This window comes from Arthrobacter woluwensis (assembly GCF_900105345.1).
GTDB classification, from domain to species: Bacteria; Actinomycetota; Actinomycetes; order Actinomycetales; family Micrococcaceae; genus Arthrobacter_E; species Arthrobacter_E woluwensis.
In genome coordinates this window covers 1,132,095-1,151,435 of the sequence record NZ_FNSN01000003.1, presented here as the reverse complement: position 1 = coordinate 1,151,435, position 19,341 = coordinate 1,132,095, and the positions used below count along the sequence as shown (strand labels likewise).

19 protein-coding genes and 1 tRNA gene are annotated in these 19,341 nt (G+C 69.1%); 3 read left to right on the top strand and 17 right to left on the bottom strand.

Annotated features, from left to right (window positions below):
* Positions 1-72: 72 nt before the first annotated feature.
* On the bottom strand, positions 73-627 hold the full coding sequence (locus BLV63_RS05890) for an aminoacyl-tRNA deacylase (protein WP_082724060.1): 555 nt from the start codon (positions 625-627) through the stop codon (positions 73-75).
* Positions 628-731: 104 nt separating this feature from the next.
* Here BLV63_RS05890 and BLV63_RS05885 point away from each other — a divergent pair, with 104 nt between their 5' ends.
* The gene (locus BLV63_RS05885) at positions 732-1,931 is read left to right on the top strand and encodes an acetyl-CoA C-acetyltransferase (protein ID WP_066211578.1); all 1,200 of its coding nucleotides are present in this window, start codon (positions 732-734) and stop codon (positions 1,929-1,931) included.
* A gap of 86 nt (positions 1,932-2,017) precedes the next feature.
* Here the strand turns inward: BLV63_RS05885 and BLV63_RS05880 are convergent, their stop codons facing one another.
* From BLV63_RS05880 to BLV63_RS05835, 10 genes are all read right to left on the bottom strand, one after another.
* On the bottom strand, positions 2,018-3,844 hold the full coding sequence (locus tag BLV63_RS05880) for a bifunctional metallophosphatase/5'-nucleotidase (protein ID WP_066211581.1): 1,827 nt from the start codon (positions 3,842-3,844) through the stop codon (positions 2,018-2,020).
* A gap of 291 nt (positions 3,845-4,135) precedes the next feature.
* Complete coding sequence (rplL, locus tag BLV63_RS05875; RefSeq protein ID WP_066211585.1) at positions 4,136-4,513, bottom strand: 50S ribosomal protein L7/L12; 378 nt, start codon at positions 4,511-4,513, stop codon at positions 4,136-4,138.
* Between the two features lie 62 nt (positions 4,514-4,575).
* Positions 4,576-5,133, bottom strand: coding sequence for a 50S ribosomal protein L10 (gene rplJ / locus BLV63_RS05870; RefSeq protein WP_066211587.1), 558 nt, complete (start codon positions 5,131-5,133; stop codon positions 4,576-4,578).
* A 298-nt stretch (positions 5,134-5,431) separates the two neighbouring features.
* On the bottom strand, positions 5,432-6,553 hold the full coding sequence (locus tag BLV63_RS05865) for a GNAT family N-acetyltransferase (protein WP_066211589.1): 1,122 nt from the start codon (positions 6,551-6,553) through the stop codon (positions 5,432-5,434).
* Positions 6,550-7,686 carry a GNAT family N-acetyltransferase gene (locus BLV63_RS05860; RefSeq protein WP_066211590.1) on the bottom strand — a complete coding sequence of 379 codons (1,137 nt, stop codon included), beginning with the start codon at positions 7,684-7,686 and terminating at the stop codon, positions 6,550-6,552. Before BLV63_RS05860 ends, BLV63_RS05865 begins: the two co-directional genes overlap by 4 nt.
* Before the next feature lie 177 nt (positions 7,687-7,863).
* Positions 7,864-8,571 carry a 50S ribosomal protein L1 gene (gene rplA, locus BLV63_RS05855; RefSeq protein WP_066211592.1) on the bottom strand — a complete coding sequence of 236 codons (708 nt, stop codon included), beginning with the start codon at positions 8,569-8,571 and terminating at the stop codon, positions 7,864-7,866.
* Positions 8,572-8,698: 127 nt separating this feature from the next.
* On the bottom strand, positions 8,699-9,127 hold the full coding sequence (rplK, locus tag BLV63_RS05850) for a 50S ribosomal protein L11 (protein ID WP_066211594.1): 429 nt from the start codon (positions 9,125-9,127) through the stop codon (positions 8,699-8,701).
* Between the two features lie 130 nt (positions 9,128-9,257).
* Positions 9,258-10,058, bottom strand: a complete 801-nt coding sequence (gene nusG / locus BLV63_RS05845; protein ID WP_066211596.1) for a transcription termination/antitermination protein NusG — start codon at positions 10,056-10,058, stop codon at positions 9,258-9,260.
* 158 nt (positions 10,059-10,216) lie between these two features.
* Positions 10,217-10,498, bottom strand: coding sequence for a preprotein translocase subunit SecE (gene secE / locus BLV63_RS05840; RefSeq protein WP_066211598.1), 282 nt, complete (start codon positions 10,496-10,498; stop codon positions 10,217-10,219).
* Between the two features lie 115 nt (positions 10,499-10,613).
* Positions 10,614-10,686: transfer RNA gene (locus BLV63_RS05835), tRNA-Trp, on the bottom strand.
* A 182-nt stretch (positions 10,687-10,868) separates the two neighbouring features.
* Here BLV63_RS05835 and BLV63_RS05830 point away from each other — a divergent pair.
* Entirely contained in the window at positions 10,869-12,089 is a 1,221-nt protein-coding gene (locus BLV63_RS05830; protein WP_066211600.1) for a pyridoxal phosphate-dependent aminotransferase, read from the top strand.
* A 225-nt stretch (positions 12,090-12,314) separates the two neighbouring features.
* Complete coding sequence (locus BLV63_RS05825; protein ID WP_082724061.1) at positions 12,315-13,529, top strand: MFS transporter; 1,215 nt, start codon at positions 12,315-12,317, stop codon at positions 13,527-13,529.
* Here BLV63_RS05825 and BLV63_RS05820 read toward each other — a convergent pair.
* The 6 genes from BLV63_RS05820 to BLV63_RS05795 all read right to left on the bottom strand — a co-directional run bounded on the left by BLV63_RS05820 (position 13,445) and on the right by BLV63_RS05795 (position 19,325).
* On the bottom strand, positions 13,445-14,203 hold the full coding sequence (locus BLV63_RS05820) for a helix-turn-helix domain-containing protein (protein WP_139244653.1): 759 nt from the start codon (positions 14,201-14,203) through the stop codon (positions 13,445-13,447). The two genes, BLV63_RS05825 and BLV63_RS05820, sit on opposite strands and share 85 nt — an antisense overlap.
* A 105-nt stretch (positions 14,204-14,308) precedes the next feature.
* Positions 14,309-14,830, bottom strand: a complete 522-nt coding sequence (locus BLV63_RS05815) for a M23 family metallopeptidase (RefSeq protein ID WP_066211603.1) — start codon at positions 14,828-14,830, stop codon at positions 14,309-14,311.
* A 190-nt stretch (positions 14,831-15,020) separates the two neighbouring features.
* The gene (locus BLV63_RS05810) at positions 15,021-15,707 is read right to left on the bottom strand and encodes an ABC transporter ATP-binding protein (RefSeq protein WP_066211606.1); all 687 of its coding nucleotides are present in this window, start codon (positions 15,705-15,707) and stop codon (positions 15,021-15,023) included.
* 2 nt (positions 15,708-15,709) lie between these two features.
* The gene (locus BLV63_RS05805) at positions 15,710-17,119 is read right to left on the bottom strand and encodes an ABC transporter permease (protein ID WP_066211608.1); all 1,410 of its coding nucleotides are present in this window, start codon (positions 17,117-17,119) and stop codon (positions 15,710-15,712) included.
* 125 nt (positions 17,120-17,244) lie between these two features.
* Positions 17,245-17,922 (bottom strand): LuxR C-terminal-related transcriptional regulator, encoded by a 678-nt coding sequence (locus tag BLV63_RS05800; RefSeq protein ID WP_169795502.1) that lies wholly within the window; start codon positions 17,920-17,922, stop codon positions 17,245-17,247.
* A complete protein-coding gene (locus BLV63_RS05795) occupies positions 17,919-19,325 on the bottom strand; it encodes an ATP-binding protein (protein ID WP_082724062.1) in 1,407 nt (468 codons plus the stop codon). The genes BLV63_RS05800 and BLV63_RS05795 overlap by 4 nt, the downstream gene beginning before the upstream one ends.
* Positions 19,326-19,341: the final 16 nt, after the last annotated feature.

Here is a 19,341-nt window from a genome sequence, read left to right as displayed (position 1 = left end):
GGACAGAAACGAATATGTCTACCTCAGTCGCGGTGCCCGCGTCAAGCCGAGCCGGGGCCCGGCGAGCCGCCGTCAGTCCTCCGGGACCGTGATGTCGGCGACCGTGGCCCCGTAGGCCCGGATCAGTTCATCGGCCTCGACGAACAGGCTGTACCCGTGCGCGCCGGCGCCCATGGCCACCCTCCGGCCCACGATCGACTCGTCCGCGACCACGGGCCAGTCGGTGGTGCTCCCGATGGGGGTGATGGTGCCCCGCACGAATCCCGTGGCCTCGAAAGCCAGTTCGGCCTCCGGCAGACGCAGCTTGTTCACCCCCACCACCGCGCGCAGCTTCGGCCAGGAGATGGCGCGCCCGCCCGGGACGAGGGCGAAGAGGTAGGTGCCGTCGGAGCGCTTGACCACGAGCGTCTTGACGATGCCCGACGGCGGGATGCCCAGCAGCGCCGCGGCCTCCGGAAGGGACCCTGCCGCGCGCCGCTCCCGGATCTCGATCTCCAGGCCACGCTCCGCGGCGGCTCGCCTGACGCGATCCTGCGGGTCCGCGGGCTCCTGGGAACCGGTCGTCCCCGGGGATGCGCTTCCGGCTGTGGACCCGGCTGTGGACTCGGTCACGGGGTGCTCCTTCATCGCCTTCACTGCCTTGCTGTCCCCACCATCCTGGCAGGCCGCCGAAGACGAAGCCACCACGCGATAGCCTTGGTGGAGAACCACACCACGGAAAGCGAAGGCCCATGTCCAGCACTGAAAACAACAATGACGTTGTCATCCTCGCCGCTGCCCGCACACCGCAGGGCCGGTTGAACGGACAGCTCGCCAGCAAGACCGCCGTCCAGCTCGGCAGCCACGCCATCAAGGCCGCCGTGGAGCGCTCGGGGATCGACCCCGAAGATGTCGACGCGGTCATCATGGGGCAGGTCCTCCAGGCGGGCGCCGGTCAGAATCCGGCCCGTCAGAGCTCGGTGGGAGCCGGCCTCGGCTGGAACGTGCCCACGGTGACCCTCAACAAGGTCTGCCTCTCCGGGCTCACCGCCGTGATCGACGCCGCGCGCCTCATCCGCTCGGGCGAGGCCGACGTCGTCGTGGCCGGCGGCCAGGAGTCCATGACCCGCGCCCCGCACCTGCTGCCCGGTTCGCGGCAGGGCTGGAACTACGGCACCGTGCAGGCGCTTGACCACGCCGCGCACGACGGTCTCACGGACGCCTTCGACGGCCAGTCGATGGGTCTGTCCACGGAGAGCCTGAATCTCACGCTCGGCATCGACCGCCGGGCCCAGGACGAGGTCGCCGCCGCGTCCCACAACCGCGCGGCCGACGCCATCGCGGCGGGGGTCTTCACCGACGAGATCGCGCCGCTCAGCATCGCCCAGCGCAAGGGCGACCCGCTGATCGTGGACACCGACGAAGGGGTGCGCCCGGGGACCACTCTGGAGACCCTGAGCGGCCTCAAGGCGGCCTTCGCGACGGACGGGACCATCACGGCCGGGAACTCCTCACCCCTCTCCGACGGCGCGTCCGCCCTGGTCCTGGCTTCCCGCCAGTACGCGGAGGACCACGGCCTGGACTACCTCGCCGTCGTCGGCAGCCCCGGACAGGTGGCCGGCCCGGACAACTCGCTCCACTCGCAGCCGTCCCACGCGATCCAGGCGGCACTCCGCCGGGCCGGCTGGGAGACCGGGGACCTGGACTTCATCGAGATCAACGAGGCCTTCGGGTCGGTGGCCGTGCAGTCCCTCAAGGACCTGGACTACCCGCTGGACCGCTGCAACATCCACGGCGGGGCGATCGCCCTGGGCCACCCGATCGGCGCGTCCGGCGCACGCCTGGCACTCCACGCGGCCTTCGAGCTGAAGCGCCGCGGCCACGGCAAGGCAGCCGTCGCGCTCTGCGGCGGTGGCGGTCAGGGCGAGGCACTTCTGCTCTACCGCGACTGATCGCGGCTCCTGCCCCACACGAGAGGCCGGCCGGGCACCCAGATCACTGGGATGCCCGGCCGGCCTCTCGCATTCAGTGAGCCGTATCAGGCCGTGACGGTCAGCGGCTGGCCGTTGACCACCAGCTTCCAGTCGCTGCGGGCGAAGGCCGCCGGATCCAGGACCCCGTGCTCCACCACGTAGTCGATCATGAGCTGACGGATCTCCTGCTGGCTGTTGGTCAGGACCGGAGCCTGGGTGACCCCCGGGAAGCTGCCGCCACCGCTCTGACGGTAGTTGTTGATCGCCAGGGCGAACTCCGCGCCGTCCGCGACGGGCGCTCCCCCGTAGCTCAGCCCCTGGATGCGCTGACCCACCGGACGCGCGACGTCGATGCTGTACTCCAGGGGCGCGTCGAGGCCGAAGACGATGTCGTAGTTGTAATCCGGGGTGCCCGCCGGAGCCAGCGCCGTCGGGGCGTTGGTCAGATCGCCGGCGGCCACCGTGGCGCCCGTGACGGTCTTGTAGTACGTCGCGGACCACTCCAGATAGGCCTTGAGCTGGGCGCCGGTGAGCTTGATGCTGAGGAGCGTGTTGTCGAAGATGTAGAGGCCCGCGATGTCGCGGATGGTGAGCGGACCCGCGGCCACGTCGACCGAGCGGGAGAACGGCGCGGCGATCGAGAGGACCGGCAGCCCGGCATTCGGACCACCGGCGAGTTCGGCCTTGATCCGGGTCGCTTGGACGAAGTTGATCGCGTCGATGGCCGCGGTGTCCTCCCAGCAGGCCGTGGCCGTGGACAGCGGCGCCGTGGAGGAGCCGATGGCGGTGTTGACGTACTTCACCGCCTCGCGGTGGGCCGACGTGACGGCCTTGACGACGGCGGGATCCTCAGGCGCCGTCTTGGCGTCCAGCAGGTGGGAATGGGCGGTCTCGACCTTCCAGTGGCCCCGCTCCTTGACGAGGTCCAGGTCGATGACGGAGACGCGCATGCCCCAGCGCAGGGGTTCGGTGAGCAGCACCTGGCGACCCGTGGCCGTGTTGGTCACGAACCGCTCCGGGATCTCCTGGTGTGCGTGGCCGACCAGGATCGCGTCGATCCCGGGCACCTGCTCGGCGAGCTGGCTCGAGGCGTTCTCCGGGAACGGCAGGGCGTCGCCGTAGGAGGAACCCGGCGTCGCGCCGGAGTGGCAGGAGACGATCACGACGTCCGCGCCGGCGGCACGCACCTCGGGGATGACCTTCTTCGCCTCCTCGACGATGCCGTTGAAGTCCAGCTTGCCCTCCACGTTGTGGCGGTCCCACAGGGCGCAGCCCGGGGTCACGAAGCCCACGATGCCCACCGTCACCCAACCGGCGGAGGTGCGCACGCGCTTGAGGACATACGGGCTGAAGGCGCGGGCCGCGCGGCCGGCCACGTGGACGTTGGCACCCAGGACGGGGAACGTCAGCTGGCGCTCCCAGGTGCGGAGGTGGTCGATGCCGTAGTTGAACTCGTGGTTGCCGAGCGCGACGGCGTCGTAGCCCACCGCGTTCATGGCGAGGGCCATGGGGTGCTTCACCGTGCGGGAGGCGGGGCGGATCTTGGCGAAGTAATAGGCGAGCGGGGTGCCCTGGATGGTGTCGCCGGCGTCGATGGTCAGGGTGCTGGACTCGCCGCGTTCGGCGCGGACCGCCTTGATGAGCGATGAGGCCTGGGCGATGCCGATCTGGTTGCCCGCCTTGTCCGTGTAGGCGGTGTCCTTGAAGTAATCCCAGTTGAAGACGTTGTTGTGCAGGTCCGTGGTGCCGAGCACAGTCAGACGGAAGCGCTTGGCGCCGTGGCCGGGGCTCGCCTCGGCAGGTGCGGCGGCGAGAAGGGCTCCGGCGCTGGAGCCCGCGACGACGGCGGCGCTCAGCATGGCACGGCGGCTGACGGTGCTGGTTTCACTCATGGGTTTACCTCTGCGGGGTGACGATGGGACGACGCCCGGAGACCGGGCGCGGGAGGATGGACCGAGGGGCCCAAAGCGTCAGTCTAGGCCGCCGTCACACCCCTGGGAAGGAGTTGTGAAACGCTTCCTGAATTGTTCACCGGAGGTTACCGACCGTCCTCGCCGCGCCGCTCCGCGCAGCGCTCCCCGGCCCCGTTAACGCGGAAGGTCCCGCCCACCGAAGTGGACGGGACCTTCTCAGCAGACAGTCTCCGATCCTCAGAGGACCGGGGAACCGACCAGCAGCAGGTGCTACTTGACGGTGACCGTGGCGCCGGCAGCCTCGAGCTGCTCCTTGGCCTTCTCGGCGGTCTCCTTGTTGACGCCCTCGAGGACGGCCTTGGGGGCACCGTCGACGAGGTCCTTGGCCTCCTTCAGGCCGAGGGAGGTCAGGGCGCGCACCTCCTTGATGACACCGATCTTCTTGTCGCCGGCGGCCTCGAGGACGACGTCGAACTCGGTCTTCTCCTCGGCCTCTTCAGCAGCGCCGCCACCGGCGGGGCCTGCAACGGCAACAGCTGCGGCGGTGACCTCGAAGGTCTCCTCGAACAGCTTGACGAACTCGGAGAGCTCGATGATGGTCAGTTCCTTGAAAGCTTCAATGAGCTCTTCGTTGCTGAGCTTCGCCATGATTGGCGTCCTTCCTGTAGTTGGTGCCTGCGCACCACAGTGTGTGGGTGGGGAGAAGAGGATCAGGCCTCTTCGGAAGCGGCCTCGGCCGGAGCCTCGGCAGGTGCTTCCTCAGCGGCGGGCGCCGGAGCGCCGTTCTCTTCTTCGAGCTTGATGCGCAGGGCATCAATGATGCGGGCAGCTGCGGCAGCCGGGGCCTTGAGGACACCGGCGACCTTCGCGAGCTGCAGCTCACGGGACTCGAGAGCGGCCAGTGCGGCAACTTCCGAAGCGTTCAGAGCCTTGCCCTCGAAGTAACCGGTCTTGATGACCAGCTGCTTGTTGGCCTTGGCAAAGTCCGTGAGGCTCTTCGCGGCAGCAACGGCGTCGCCCTTGATGAAGGCGATTGCGGTGGGGCCTGCGAGCTGGCCGTCGAACGCGTCGACACCGGCTTCCTTGGCTGCAATCGCGGTCAGGGAGTTCTTGACGACGGAGTACTTGGTCTCCGCGCCCAGGGAACGACGCAGCTCCTTGAGCTGTGCGACAGAGAGCCCGCGGTATTCGGTCAGGACAGCGGCGGTCGATTCGTTGAAATCGGTGGTGATCTCAGAAACTGCGGCCACCTTGTTCGGCGTTGTCATAACCCTCCTTCCGGGGAATCAGGCCGGTCAGGAAGGTCCTCGCTGCTCGCGGCGTGAGCCGCGCATCAGGTACTCAGGGGCACCAACAAAAAACGCCCCGCGCAGGCGCACGGGGCGTGGAAGATCAGACTTCTCGCTCGGTTCACCTGCGCCGGCCGCCCTTATGCTGAAGGGTCCTTCGATGGAGATCCACACGGTTCTGCAGGGCAGAAAGCACAGGGATATCCAACAACCGACGGTCTTTGGTGTTTCCAGCTTACGGGAGACACCGCCGGACGGGCAAATCGGCGGACCGGCCTCAGCTCAGGTGCGGCTGACGGAGGTCGGGCAGCTGCTTCTGCCACAGGCCCGTCACCCCCGCGGTCCGGAACCCCAGCTGCTGATTGACGGTGAGCAGGTACCGGTTCTCCAGCGCGTTCCAGGTATAGATCACGCGGACATCCGGGAAGAGGTCCTGCAGCTGCTGCATGTTCGAGATCTTCAGCAGCAGGCCCAGCTTGTTGCCGCGGTGCGCGAGCCGCACATGGGTCTCGTCCTGGAACACCACGTCCTGCCGCTGCGGCAGCACGCTGATGGTGGTGACGCCCACCAGGACGCCCGTCTCGACATGCTCGACGGCGGTGACCACCGTCCGCCGGCCCTGCGCCATCGCGATCTCCTCCGCGCGTCGCAGCGCCTCCACGTCGTAGTCCTCCCAGACGGTGGCGGGCACACCCGCGTCCGCCGCGGCGGCGAGGGTGAGATCCTCCGCCGAGGAGTCCAGCGCGGTCATGTCCGCCAGCCAGCGTTCGGGGCAGCGGTCCCGCCAGTGGTGGAGACGGTACCGGCCGTCGTTCGCGGCCTCGGCCTCCGCCGTGAGCTGCCCCTCCAGCACGGTGTCCAGCGGCAGGGCGCAGGAGCTGAACTGCTCGATCCGCTCCAGGGTGTAGCCGCTGCGCTGGGCGAAGTCGACGGAGCGGCTCGCGAGCGGCACGAAACCCGGACCGCTGTCAGGCTGCAGGCTCTCCTCGGTGTCCCCGAGGCTGGCCGCGGGATGGTTCGTGTCGACCAGAAGATGCCGTCTCCCCTCGGAGCGGGCGAACTGCTCCGCGGCGCGGATCAGTTCCCGGCCCACGCCACGGCCCTGGGCCTCCGGCAGGATGTCCAGGGTGAATTCCGCGACGTCGATGTCCCCCAGCAAGGGCAGCGAGATGTCCGCGACGCCGACCATCACGCCGTCCAGGGTCGCGGTGAGCAGCACCTGCCGCTCGTAGGGGTCCCGCAGCTCGTAGAGCTTCTCCAGCGGGGTGTATGCGAGGTCGTCGGTCCCCCACGTGGCGAGCCGGACCCGGCGTGAGACGTCGACGGCCGCCAGGAAGTCCTCGGCGTCCGGACCGTCGAGGGTGTCCGGGATCCACAGCTGCTCGATCCGGATGCTCATGACCCCTCCCCTGCTGTCGCACGTGCTGTCGCGCGGCCGTCCAGATGCGCCTGCCATTGGCCGTCGTGACCGGCCGGGCGGAAGCCCATCGCGATGTTGATGGCAAGCATGTGCTGATTCTCGTCCGCGTTGTACGTGTAGATCCTTTGGACCGCCGGGAACGCCTCCAGAAGCCGCTCGAAGTTGGCGGCCTTCATCCACTGGCCCAGCGCGTGCCCGCGGTGCCCCGGCAGCACCAGGGTGTTGTCCTGCTCGCCCACCTCGGGGTGGTCCGGCAGGTACTCGAGCACGGAATAGCCGGCGAGCTCCCCTGTGGACCGGTGACGGGCCGCCGTGGTCACCGCGCGCACGCCGCCCTCACGGCGACGGGCGTCGATCTCGCGGACCCGGTCGGCGTCGAAGACCTCCTCGCCGAGTTCCAGGCCGCCGAGCGGGATCTCCGTGGACATGCTCGTGGACAGCCGGACGAGATCCTCCACGTACTCCTCCGGCGTCTCGTCGTACCACGTGACGAGATCGTACGACTCCTCGGCACGGGCGGCGGCCTCCTCCAGCAGCGCGTGGGCCGCCCGGCGGGACTCCTCGGACACCTCGAGCACACTCGTCCGCTCCACCTGCACGAGCTCGTAGCCGCGACGCAGCGCGAACCGGACCGAGCGCGACGCCGCGGGGACGCTGCCGCTGCCGGTCGGCGGGAGGAGCCGCTCGCCGTCGTCGTCCGCAGTGCCCGTGGGGTGTTCGGTGCCCATCTGGACCACGGTGCGGCCCTCGCTGAGCGCCACGGCCTCCAGGTGGTCCGCCAGGGCCCGGCCGAGACCGCGGCCTTCGAAGTCGGGGTGCACGCCGACACTCAGCCAGGCGGTGTCGAGGTTGTCCTTGAGCGGCAGGTGGATCCAGGCGCGGGCCACCACGCGGCCCTCGAGGCGCACGAAGTAGACACGCAGCCGGGCGTACTCGGTGTCCCGCCACAGGATGAAGCGCGCCCGGTTCGGAGTGGCCAGATCCAGAGTGCCCCGCGTCCGGAGCACCAGCTCGTCGGACAGCGTGCACACGTCCAGGAAGTCCCGCGCCTCCGGGGACTCCAGGGACTCCGGCAGGACCAGCTGTTCGATGCTGAAGGTCGACTCCGTCATCCCCCCACCCTAACCCGGCGCCGCTCCGCAGGACCCGGCCGATCGCGCCGCACGGTCCGGTCCGGTGCGGCCGGCGCCCGGGAACGCCAGAGGCCGCCCAGCGATGCTGAGCGGCCACTGTCAGGGATGGCCTCCGTCGTCAGGACGGGCCTTGCAGGCGAAGCCTGCGAGGGGCGACTAGGCGCCGAGGACGACCTTGGTCACGTTCGGGTCCACGGAGATGCCCGGGCCGAAGGTGGTGGCCACGGTGGCCTTCTGGATGTAGCGGCCCTTGGCGGCGGTCGGCTTCAGACGAAGCACCTCTTCCAGAGCAGCGGCGTAGTTCTCGGCGAGCTTCTCGGCGTCGAAGCTGGCCTTGCCGATGATGAAGTGAAGGTTGGAGTGCTTGTCGACGCGGAAGTCGATCTTGCCGCCCTTGATGTCGTTGACAGCCTTGGCGACGTCCGGGGTCACGGTGCCGGTCTTGGGGTTCGGCATGAGGTTACGCGGACCCAGGACCTTACCGAGACGACCGACCTTGCCCATGAGCTCGGGGGTCGCGACGGCTGCGTCGAAGTCGGTCCAGCCACCGGAGATCTTCTCGATCAGGTCGTCGGAACCGACGAAGTCGGCGCCTGCGGCCAGTGCGGCCTCAGCCTTGTCACCCGTGGCGAACACGAGGACGCGGGCGGTCTTACCGGTGCCGTGCGGCAGGTTGACCGTGCCGCGGACCATCTGGTCGGCCTTACGGGGGTCAACACCCAGGCGGAAAGCCACCTCGATGGTCGCGTCGAACTTGGAGGGGTTGGTCTCCTTGGCCAGGGTGACCGCCTCGGCCGGAGCGTAAAGCTTCTCCGCGTCGATCTTGGCGGCGGCTGCCTCATATGCTTTGCTGCGCTTTGCCATGCTGCGTATTTCTCCTTGTGCAGTTGTGGTCTGCGGACCGCGCTCGGCCCTGCCACTGCCCCGTCGTTGCACGGGACGTTATGAATTTCGAAGTGCCGGCGAACCGGCGGGTGGCCTGAGGCCGTGATTACTCGACCGTGATACCCATGGAGCGAGCGGTGCCGGCGATGATCTTGGCAGCAGCCTGGACATCGTTGGCGTTGAGGTCGGCCAGCTTGGTGGTGGCGATCTCCTCGACCTGTGCCTGGGTCAGCTTGGCGACCTTGACGGTGTGGGGGGTTGCAGAGCCCTTGGCCACGCCTGCGGCCTTCTTGATGAGCTCAGCAGCCGGCGGGGTCTTGGTGATGAAGGTGAACGAGCGATCCTCGTACACCGTGATCTCGACCGGGATGACGTTGCCGCGCTGGGATTCCGTCGCAGCGTTGTACGCCTTGCAGAACTCCATGATGTTGACACCGTGCTGACCAAGCGCGGGACCGATCGGAGGGGCCGGGTTGGCGGCACCTGCCTGGATCTGCAGCTTGATGAGGCCGGTGACCTTCTTCTTGGGAGCCAATGTAGGGTCCTTCTCTCAATTGCTTACTGAGGAACAGGAGTGCGCCTCAGTTGGGTGACCACCTTGGCGAGGTGGCCGGACGTTCCAGAACCGCTAAAGCAGCACGGTCCGGGAACGAAATCTCGGGGTGTCAGATCTTGGTGACCTGGTTGAACGCCAGCGTGACCGGGGTCTCGCGCTCGAAGATGGAGACCAGGACCACGAGGGTCTGGGACTCGACCTTGATCTCGGAGATCGTGGCGGGCAGGGTCTCGAACGGGCCCTCCTTCACGATCACGGACTCGCCGACCTCGAAGTCGACGTGGACCGGAGCGGCGGCGACGCGGGCCTGCTTGCCGCCTTCCTGCTCAGCCTGCTCCTGCTCGAAGACCGGAGCCAGCATGGAGACGACCTCGTCCAGCTTCAGCGGGACCGGGTTGTGGGCGTTGCCCACGAAGCCGGTGACGCCCGGGGTGTGGCGGACGGCGCCCCAGGAGGCGTCCGTCAGTTCCATGCGGACCAGGCAGTAACCCGGGATGCGCACGCGCGTGACGACCTTGCGCTGCGCGTTCTTGATCTCCACGACCTCTTCCATGGGGACCTGGATCTCGAAGATGTAGTCCTCCATGTCCAGGGTCTGGACGCGGGTCTCGAGGTTGGTCTTCACGCGGTTCTCGTAACCGGCGTAGGTGTGGACGACGAACCAGTCGCCCTCCTGGCGGCGGAGCTTGGCCTTGAAGGCCTCGAGGGGATCCTCGGCAGGTGCTGCGGGAGCGACGTCGTCGCTCTCCTCGCTCGCCTCCGCGTCGTCAGCCTCGGCGACGGCTTCCGCTTCCTCGGCCTCGGCGGCCGGGGTTTCGGGCGCAGCAGTGTCAGCCTCGACGGCGTCCTGGGACTCCGGGGCGACGTCCTGGTTGACGGCCTCGCTGAATTCGAGCTCCTGCTCAGACACGTGGTCTCCTGCTTCGTCGGTAGTGCATTGCAAGCGTGGGTACGCTCGGGGCGGCCGAGCCACCCAGAGGGGCATCCCACTTAAATGGCTCAATTCCACAGGCAGCCATCTCAACCCCCTCGCGGGGGCGATCCGGTGGCCTGCGGAAAGTCAGTCGGTCAGCGTTCCGTGGGACCCGTGCCGCCGAACACCCAGCCGACGCCCACGCCGAAGGCGAGGTCAAGGAGGGTGACGATCAGCATGACGATCGCCACGAAGACCAGCACCACCAGCGTGTAGTTGAGGAGTTCGGAGCGGGTCGGGGTGACGACCTTCTTCAGCTCGCCGATCATCTGCCGGAAGAACAGGGCGATCCGGGCGAAGAAGCCCAGCTTCTTGCCCTTCTTCCCACCGCTCTTGGCTGGACGGCCCTGAGCGTCATTGGCGGCAGTATCGGTCACTGTTCCCTCGCTCTTCTTTGCCGTGCTGTTCTGACGAACCCGTGCGGCTACCGTTCGGCAAGCCTCAGTGCTGGTGCTGTGGTTTTCCCGGCTCACGCCTGGAGCTAACCATGCGCAGGGCAGACAGGACTCGAACCTGCAACCTGCGGTTTTGGAGACCGCTGCGCTACCAATTGCGCCACTACCCTATGGAGTCGGATGGCCTTTCGGCTTCCAACACCGAGGTACAACTATACGCAAGATGTGGGAAAACGTCTAAGTGGGACTCATCGCCGGTTCCAGCTGTGCCTCGCGGAGCACCTGAGCCTAAGCTTGGAGGTGCCGGTTGACCCCGGGATCACGCTGAAAAACACGCGAAGGACTCCGCCCCATGCCCTCTTCACGCATCTCCCGACGCATCTCCTCCATCGCCGAATCCGCCACCCTCGCGGTGGACGCGAAGGCCAAGGCCCTCAAGGCCGCGGGCCGTCCGGTGATCGGCTTCGGGGCGGGTGAGCCGGACTTCCCCACCCCCGGGTACATCGTGGAAGCCGCGATCGAGGCCGCGAAGAATCCCGCGTATCACCGCTATTCGCCGGCCGGTGGTCTGCCCCAGCTCAAGCAGGCCATCGCGGAGAAGACGCTCCGTGACTCCGGCTACCAGGTGGACGCCTCCCAGGTCCTCGTGACCAACGGCGGCAAGCAGGCCGTGTACAACGCCTTCGCCACCCTGCTCGATCCGGACGACGAGGTGATCGTCCCGACCCCGTTCTGGACCACCTACCCGGAGGCGATCCGGCTGGCCGGCGGCGTGCCCGTGGAGGTCTTCGCCGGTCCGGAACAGGGCTACCTGGTGACCGTGGAGCAACTCGAAGCCGCCCTGACGGAGAACACCAAGGTGCTGCTCTTCGTCTCGCCCTCCAACCCCACGGGCGCCGTGTACTCCCCGGAGCAGGTCGCCGAGATCGGCGCCTGGGCCGCCTCCAAGGGCCTCTGGGTGGTCACGGATGAGATCTACGAGCACCTGACGTACGACGGTGTGCCGTTCACCTCGATCGCGGCCGCCGCTCCGGAGCTCGGCGACAAGGTCATCATCCTCAACGGTGTGGCCAAGACGTACGCCATGACCGGCTGGCGCGTGGGCTGGATGATCGGCCCGGCCGACGTCATCAAGGCGGCCACGAACCTGCAGTCCCACGCCACCAGCAACGTCTCCAACATCATGCAGATCGCCGCGCTGGCCGCCGTCTCCGGCCCGCTCACCGCGGTGGATGAGATGAAGGTGGCCTTCGACCGTCGCCGTCAGGCGATCACCGCGGGCCTCAACGCGATCGACGGCGTGGAGTGCCCGACGCCGAAGGGCGCCTTCTACGCCTACGCGGACGTCCGCGGGCTGCTGGGGAAGTCGTTCCCGACGGCCGCCGGCGGGACCGCCACTCCGCAGACCAGTGCCGAGCTGGCGGCGCTCATCCTCGACGAGGTCGAGGTCGCGGTGGTGCCGGGTGAGGCGTTCGGCCCGAGCGGCTACCTCCGTCTGAGCTACGCCCTGGGCGACGACGACCTCGCCGAAGGCGTCCGCCGCCTGCAGGAGTTCCTCGGCAAGGCCTCCTGAGCCCACAGAGCTTCGGCTGCCGCCGAGCGCCGCTGACCGCCCCGTACCGTCCCGCACGGTGCGGGGCGGCCGCGTTTCCGCCGGATCCGGATGACAGGATCCGGATGACTCCCGTCGTCAGAAGCGCGTCCGGGACGGCATTCAGACTCGCTTTCAGGACGACGGGGCAAACGCCGCGGACGACCGGTCAATCCGCGCCCGGCCACGCCCGGCACAGTGGTGACCATGAAAGTCACCGCTCTCCGACGCCCTCCGTTCGCCATCACCGCCCTGGCCCTCGGCATCACGATGCTGGTGGCGAGCGAGTTCCTTCCCGCGAGCGTGCTGCCGCTGATCGCCGCCGAGGTGGGCGTCAGTGACGGCACCGCGGGACTAGCCGTGGCGGCGACGGCCCTCGCCGGCGCTCTGACCGCCCCGAGCCTCGCCAGCCTGGTGCCCCGCGCCGACCGGAGGACCGTCCTGGTCGTCCTGCTCGGCGTCGGGACGGCGGCGAACATCCTCGTGGCGCTCGCCCCGTCCTTCCCCGTGCTGCTGCTCGGCCGCCTGACACTGGGCGTGGCGATCGCGGGCTACTGGTCGCTGGCGTTCGGGGCCGGCGTCCACGTCCTGCCGTCGCGTGCCGCCCTGGTCTCCACGGCTCTGGCGACCGGCACGAGCGTCGCGACCATCGTCGCGATGCCGCTCGCCGCCGTCGTCGGGAGTGCGCTCGGCTGGCGGCAGGTCTTCTGGGCGGCGGCCGGCGTGGGCGCCCTCGCCACCCTCACTCTCGCAGCGACACTGCCCTCCGTGCCGGCGCATCCGTCCGCCGGCTTCGCCATGATGCGCAGGGCCCTCGGACACCGCCGTCTCATGATGGGCATCCTGTGCGTGGGGCTGGCCGCCTTCGCGAACTTCACGGCCTACCCGTACATCCGGCTCGCCATCGAGGCGGTCGACCCGGGCGCCATGGCCTGGCTGCTCCTGCTCTGGGGCGCGGGAGGCCTGGTGGGGAACTTCCTGGCCGGAGCCATCTCACGCCGGCTGCGCTTCGCGGTGTCCCTGGGGCCGTTCGTCCTGGCCGTCTCGCTCCTCCTGGCTTCGCAGAGTGGCACCACGGCATCCCTGACGGTCGCGAGCCTGGCCTGGGGCCTGGGATTCAATCTGGTGCCGGTGACCACCCAGCTGTGGGTCACGACGGTCGAGCCGGACGACGCCGAAGCCGCGGTCAGTCTCCAGGTCACCGCGTTCCAGGCGGCGATCACCCTGGGCGCGATCGTCGGAGGCGTGCTGCTCGACCACGCGGGCCTGGCCGCGGTCTTCCTCACCGCCGCGGCCGCCGCGGTGCTGGCCGGCGTCGGCTTCGCGCTGCTGCCCGCTCAGCCCGCCGTCGCGCGCCAGCGTCCCGGGGTGGTTCCCCGCTCCGCGGAGAAGGCCCGGACGAAGGCGGCATCGGATGTGTAACCGACACTAGCGGCGATCTGGCTGATCTGCTGATCGCCGTGGCGCAGCAGATGGGCCGCACGCGCGAGACGCTCCTGGCGCACGTACTGCATGGGCGTCACGCCCGTCTGCGCGCGGAATCGTTCGGCGAGGGCCGAACGGCTCAGGAGGGCGAGTCTGGACAGCTGAAGAAGAGTCCACGGATGTCCCGGATCCTGCCGGATGGCGGTCGCCGCCCGGCACACCCCGGGGTCCCATTCCCCCACGGATTCCGCCGTGTCCAGGGAGACGAGCATCGCGCCGCCGATCAGGTGCCCGTATCCGCGGTTGAAGTCCCGCACGGTGGGTTTGCCGCTCAAGGGGCAGGCGGCCACGAAATCCGTGACGCCATGGTGCCGGGCATTGAAGTCAGGCACGATCGCCGGCTCCGGCAGGGCGGCGCCGGTCAGTTCCGCCAGATCGACCTGGAGCAAGCGGCTCGGTTCCAGTGCCCGGGCCCGGAAGCGCGCGGCCTGCCGGAGGAACACGGCCGCAGACGCCGGGAGTGACCGCTCCTGCCCGTTCCAGCGCAGCATCACGGTCCCGGAGAGCACCAGAAACCAGACCGAGGGTGAAGCCCACGGAAGAGCTTCACCCTCGGAGAGGTCCAACACGGTGGAAGCGCTGGCTTCCCACTGGGCTTGAAGGTCCGTCACGTTCACCGGAACGCGTCAGGAGGTTCAGGCATTCCTGGGAAGCCGTCCGGATGCCGGCCGGGAATCACCCGCCCCCGTGCGCTCCGGCCGGAGTTTCGGCTCAGCTCACGGCCAGAGGTTGGGGTTCAGGTCGGAGCCGTACCCGCCGTAGCGCGGGCGGCGCTCCAGGTGCAGGTGCGGGCCGGTGGTGTTGCCGGTGTTGCCCGAGTAGCCGATGAGCTGGTTGGTGGCGACCCGCTGGCCCTCGCTCACGACCGAGCGGGAGAGATGGCAGTAGCCCCAGTCGGAACCGTCCACATTGTCGTTGATGAGGATCATGGTGCCGTAGGCGGAACCCCAATTGGCCCGGCCCGTGCGGACGTCACCGCCGATGGTCGCGTACACCGGGGTGCCGACGGGGCATCCGATGTCCACGCCCGTGTGATAGCCGGCGGCCCAGGAGCCGGGCTGACGCCACTGCGCCGTGATGGGGTGGGCGGCGGGGTCCCGCACGGGACGCACGTAGGACGCGGCCTGGGCGGCCGGCGCGACGGCGATGCCCGCCACGGTGAGGCCGGCGACGGCGAGGCCGCCACCGAGAATGCTCCGTCGGCTGGGCAGGATGGATGGTTCCTGACGATCGGTCATGACTGGTCTCCTGAGTGCTCATGGGTTGGCGAGGCGGAAGGGCGCCGTCCGTGGCTTAACACGGTGTCACGACACCCAGGAACAAGCTGTCAACACATCGACCGAGCTGTCAAGAGCCGGACCGGACCGGTACGGTCGCTCGGGGCATCCTCCCCCCAATGGAGGACGCCCCCGCCGTCACGGGACGCCGTCAGGCCCGCGCCGTCTCCTCCTCCCGCAGCGTGCCCTGCTGGAGACGGAAACGCCGCTGGGTCTTCTGCGCGAGGCCACGGTCATGCGTGACCACGAGCACCGTGGTCCGGTTCTCGCGGCTCAGCGAACTGAGCAGTTCGACGATGTGCTCCCCCGTCTGCTCATCGAGGTTGCCGGTCGGCTCGTCGGCCAGGATCAGCTTGGGTTCGTTGCTCAGCGCACGGGCGATCGCCACCCGCTGCTGCTCGCCACCGGAGAGGCGATTGGCCTTCCGGACGTGTTTCTCCGGGTCCAGCTGAACACGCTCCAGCAGCGCCTGGGCGCGGGCTTTCCGGGCGCTCCGGCCGAGGCCTGCGAACTCCATGGGCAGCATGACGTTCTCCAGCGCGGTCAGGTTCGGCACCAGATTGAACTGCTGGAAGACGAACCCGATGTCCTTGCGGCGGTAGGCCGTGAGCTTCGCGTCCGGCAGTCCGGCCAGGCTCACGCCATCCACCACGACATCGCCGCTCGTGGGCTTGTCCAGCGCGCCGAGCAGGGAGAGCAGCGTGCTCTTTCCGCTGCCGCTCTTGCCCACGATCGAGGCGAACGCCCCACGCTCGAGCTGGAAGCTGACGCCGTTGACCGGCTTGATGGTGCGGTCCCCGGAGCTGAACTGACGGACCAGATCCTTGACTTCGATCATGACTACTCTCCTCGCAGGACTTCGATGGGGCGGATGCGCGCGGTCAGGAGCGCGGGAACCAGGGCGCCGATGATGGCCACCACGAACACGGCTCCGATGCCCAGGGCGATGACACCCGGGGAGACACTCGCGTTGACGGAGGTCAGGAGCTGATTGGCGCCTCCCAGGAACCCGCTTCCCCCGCCGCCCGGGCCGAAGCCTCCGCCCTGGCCACGGCGCCCGGCCGCCGCCCCCGCCGTGTTGGAGCTGACGAGGGCCGAGGCGATCCCGCTGCTGGCGAAGGAGGCGATGACGCCGCCGACGACGCTGCCCAGCGCCACGAGGACGAGCGCCTCCAGGACGAACTGCAGGCCGATGGTGCGGTTCGGGGCGCCTATCGCCTTCAGGACGCCGATCTCGCGGCGGCGTTCCCGGACGAGCAGCACCATGATGAAGAGGACCACCAGCCCGGCCGTGGCCAGCGAGGCGATGAAGGCCACCATCGAGATGTTCTTGACGCTGTCCAGCGAGCTCACGGCACTCGCCAGATTGCGCTGTCCCTGCGTGACGTCGGCCTTGCCGGAACCCAGCGCTGCCTGCAGGGCGGTGCGGGTCGAGTCGACGTTCGCCATGGAGTCCACCGTGACGATCATGCTGGACACCTCGCCGGTGGTGCCCGCGAGGGCCTGGGCCTGAGGCAGCGTCAGATAGACGGCGTTGTTCCCGAATTCGGTGCCCGCGTCGAAGAGGCCCGCCACCGTGTAGTTCTTGCCGTTGATCGTGAAGACCGACCCCGGCTTGAGGCTGTTCTTGGCGGCGAGCGTCGTGCCGACCAGGGCCTTGGTGCTCGCCTTCGTGTAATCGCCGAGCCCGGCGCCCGCGGTGATGTTCAGGGCCTTGCCGGAGCTGTCCACCTCGGCTCCCGTCCCGGTGGCGGTGATGGGAAGCTGGAAGGTGCGGTTCTGCGTGCCGCCGGAGCCTCCGCCACCGGAGCCCTCCGTGGAGCCGGAGTTGTTGCGCCGACCCAGCGTGCCGGCGTCGATGGCGGGCTGCAGGCTCGTGGTCACGGCGGCGCTCTGCCCGCCGGGTCCGCCGAACGCCGGCTCCTGCGTGGCGGACGACGAGCTCTCCGTGCGAAGGCGCAGGGCCTTCGTCGAGACGACGGACTGCACATGCGGCACCGCGGCGGCCGTCTTCGCCTCAGCCTCGGTCAGCGGTTCCCCGCCGCCGTCGAACCCCTGGCCACCCGCGGGATTGACGGTCAGGACGGTCCCCACGGAGGCGTTCAGCTCCTGGACTTTGGCCCCGACGGCCTGGTTGGCCACGAGCATGGCCAGCGCCAGGCCGATGGCGACCGCCAGGACGGCCACCACCGCCGTCGTTCTGATGGTGTTGCGGAAGGCATTGCCTACGCTCCGGGCAAGGACGTTCACAGTTCTCCTCGGGAAAGGTCCGCCGGTCGCGGACTGCTCCCCTCAGGGTGCTCAGTCCCGCTGTGTGAGGAGACGGCCCAGGCTATGCGCGGGCTGTGAGAACGATCGTGCAGGTCTGAAGAAGCTCAGAGCAGGCGCCGCTCAGCGGCCCAGCGGCTCAGCTCATAGCGGTTGGAGAGTTGCAGTTTGCGGAGGACGGCCGAAACATGGGTCTCCACGGTCTTGATGGAGATGAAGAGTTCCTTCGCCACCTCCTTGTAGCTGTAGCCGCGTGCGATCAGACGCATGACCTCCAGTTCGCGGGCCGACAGGCGGTCCAGCTCGTCGTCGGCGATGTCCTCCACAGCGGTGCCGAAGGCGTCGAGGACGAAACCGGCCAGGCGCGGCGAGAAGACCGCGTCGCCGCCGGCCACCCGGTGCACGGCAGCCGTGATCTCCTCACCGGAGATCGTCTTGGTCACGTAACCGCGAGCGCCCGCGCGGATGACGGACACGACGTCGGACGCGGCGTCGGAGACGCTCAGGGCGAGGAAGCGGACCTGGCCCAGGAGGGCTGAACAGCGGTTGATCACCTCGCGGCCTCCTCCGCCCAGGCCTCCCGGCAGATGGACATCCAGGAGCACGACGTCCGGCAGTTCATGCGTGATCACCTCGACGGCCTGATCCACCGACCCCGCCTCCCCGACCACGTCGATCGTGGCGCCGAGGTCGGCCCGCAGGCCGGAGCGGAAGATCGCGTGGTCATCGACGATCACCACCCGGGCGGTCGTGCGGGCCTCCGCAGCGGGGGTCTGGTCGGTCATGCGTCGTCTCCATTCCGTGGGTCTGAGGTCTGCTGTCCCTGCGCCGGCGCGCCGGCCTTCCGGGAGTCCGGTCTCCGGGTCTCCCCGTCGTCGCGGGTCTGAGTGGCGGCGGGAAGGCCCAGACGCACTTCCGTGCCGTCCTCGTCGCTGAGGATCACGGCCGTGCCGCCGTGGCGCTGCATGCGGCCGATGATCGACTCCCGCACGCCCATGCGGTCCTCGGGCACGGCGTCCACGTCGAAGCCGGGCCCCCGGTCCTTGACGAAGATCTCGGCCCCGCGCTCAGAGCACTCGACATAGACGGAGACCGCCCCGCCGCCGTGCCGGACGGCGTTCAGCATCGCCTCGCGCGCCGCCTGGACGAGGGCCTCGTGGCGTTCACTCATGGCCGTGTCGCCCACGCTGACGACGTCGACGGGGTGGCCGTGCGTGTCCTCCACCTCCGCGGCGGCCGCCTTGATCCGCTCGGCCAGCAGGCCGGCATCGCGGTTGGTGTCCCCGAAGAGCCAGGTGCGCAGTTCACGCTCCTGGGCCCGCGCGAGGCGCACCACGTCCTGCTCGGAGCCCGCGCGGCGCTGGATGAGCGCGAGCGTCTGAAGAACCGAGTCGTGCAGATGGGCCGCGATCTCGGCGCGTTCCGTCTCCCGGATGCGCCCGGCACGTTCGGCCTCGAAGTCCTTCCAGAACTTCAGCCCCCATGGGAGCAGCACGAGCCCCACCCCGCCCAGGACCGTCACCGAGGCGAGGAGCGCGAGCCAGGTCTGCTCCCAGGATCCCGCGCCGGACACCATGACCAGCACCCCGGCCATCACGAGCGCCAGACCGGCCAGCAGCCGCACCCAGCCCCCGGCCTGGTCGGCCTTGGTCCGGTCCACGAGATGCGCCCTGCGGGTCTCGTCGAGCTGCATCCAGGCGATGGCCGCGCCGCCGAGGATCGCCGCCACGGGGATGAGGGTTCCGAGGGGGACGTCGACCCCCAGTTGCCGCGCGATGAGGATCGCGGCGAGCAGGAGCAGGCCCGCCCCCAGCAGGACCTCCTTGCCGTATGGGATGGACCAGTCCCGGCCGCCGCGCGTGTGCAGCCACGGCGCCCCCGACGGCGGGGCGGAGGTCTGCGCGCCGGTTCCGGCGGCCGCGCCCTGGTCCGGGCCGCTCACGGCGGGGGCGATCGGCGACGCCGGCCGCGGCGCCTTCCGCTGGGCGTCCTCGTCCGCCGTCGGGACCATGGTCCACAGCCAGCCGTAGAAGACCAGACCCGCGCCGCCCGCGAGCGCCGCGATGATCATGCCGAGCCGCACGAACTTCACCGGCCAGCCCAGATGGGCGGCCAGTCCGCCGCAGACCCCGGCGATCATGCGGTCGCCACTGCGGACCAGGGGCGGGCGCTCGGCGGCTGTCGTCATGTCGTCCATCCAACCA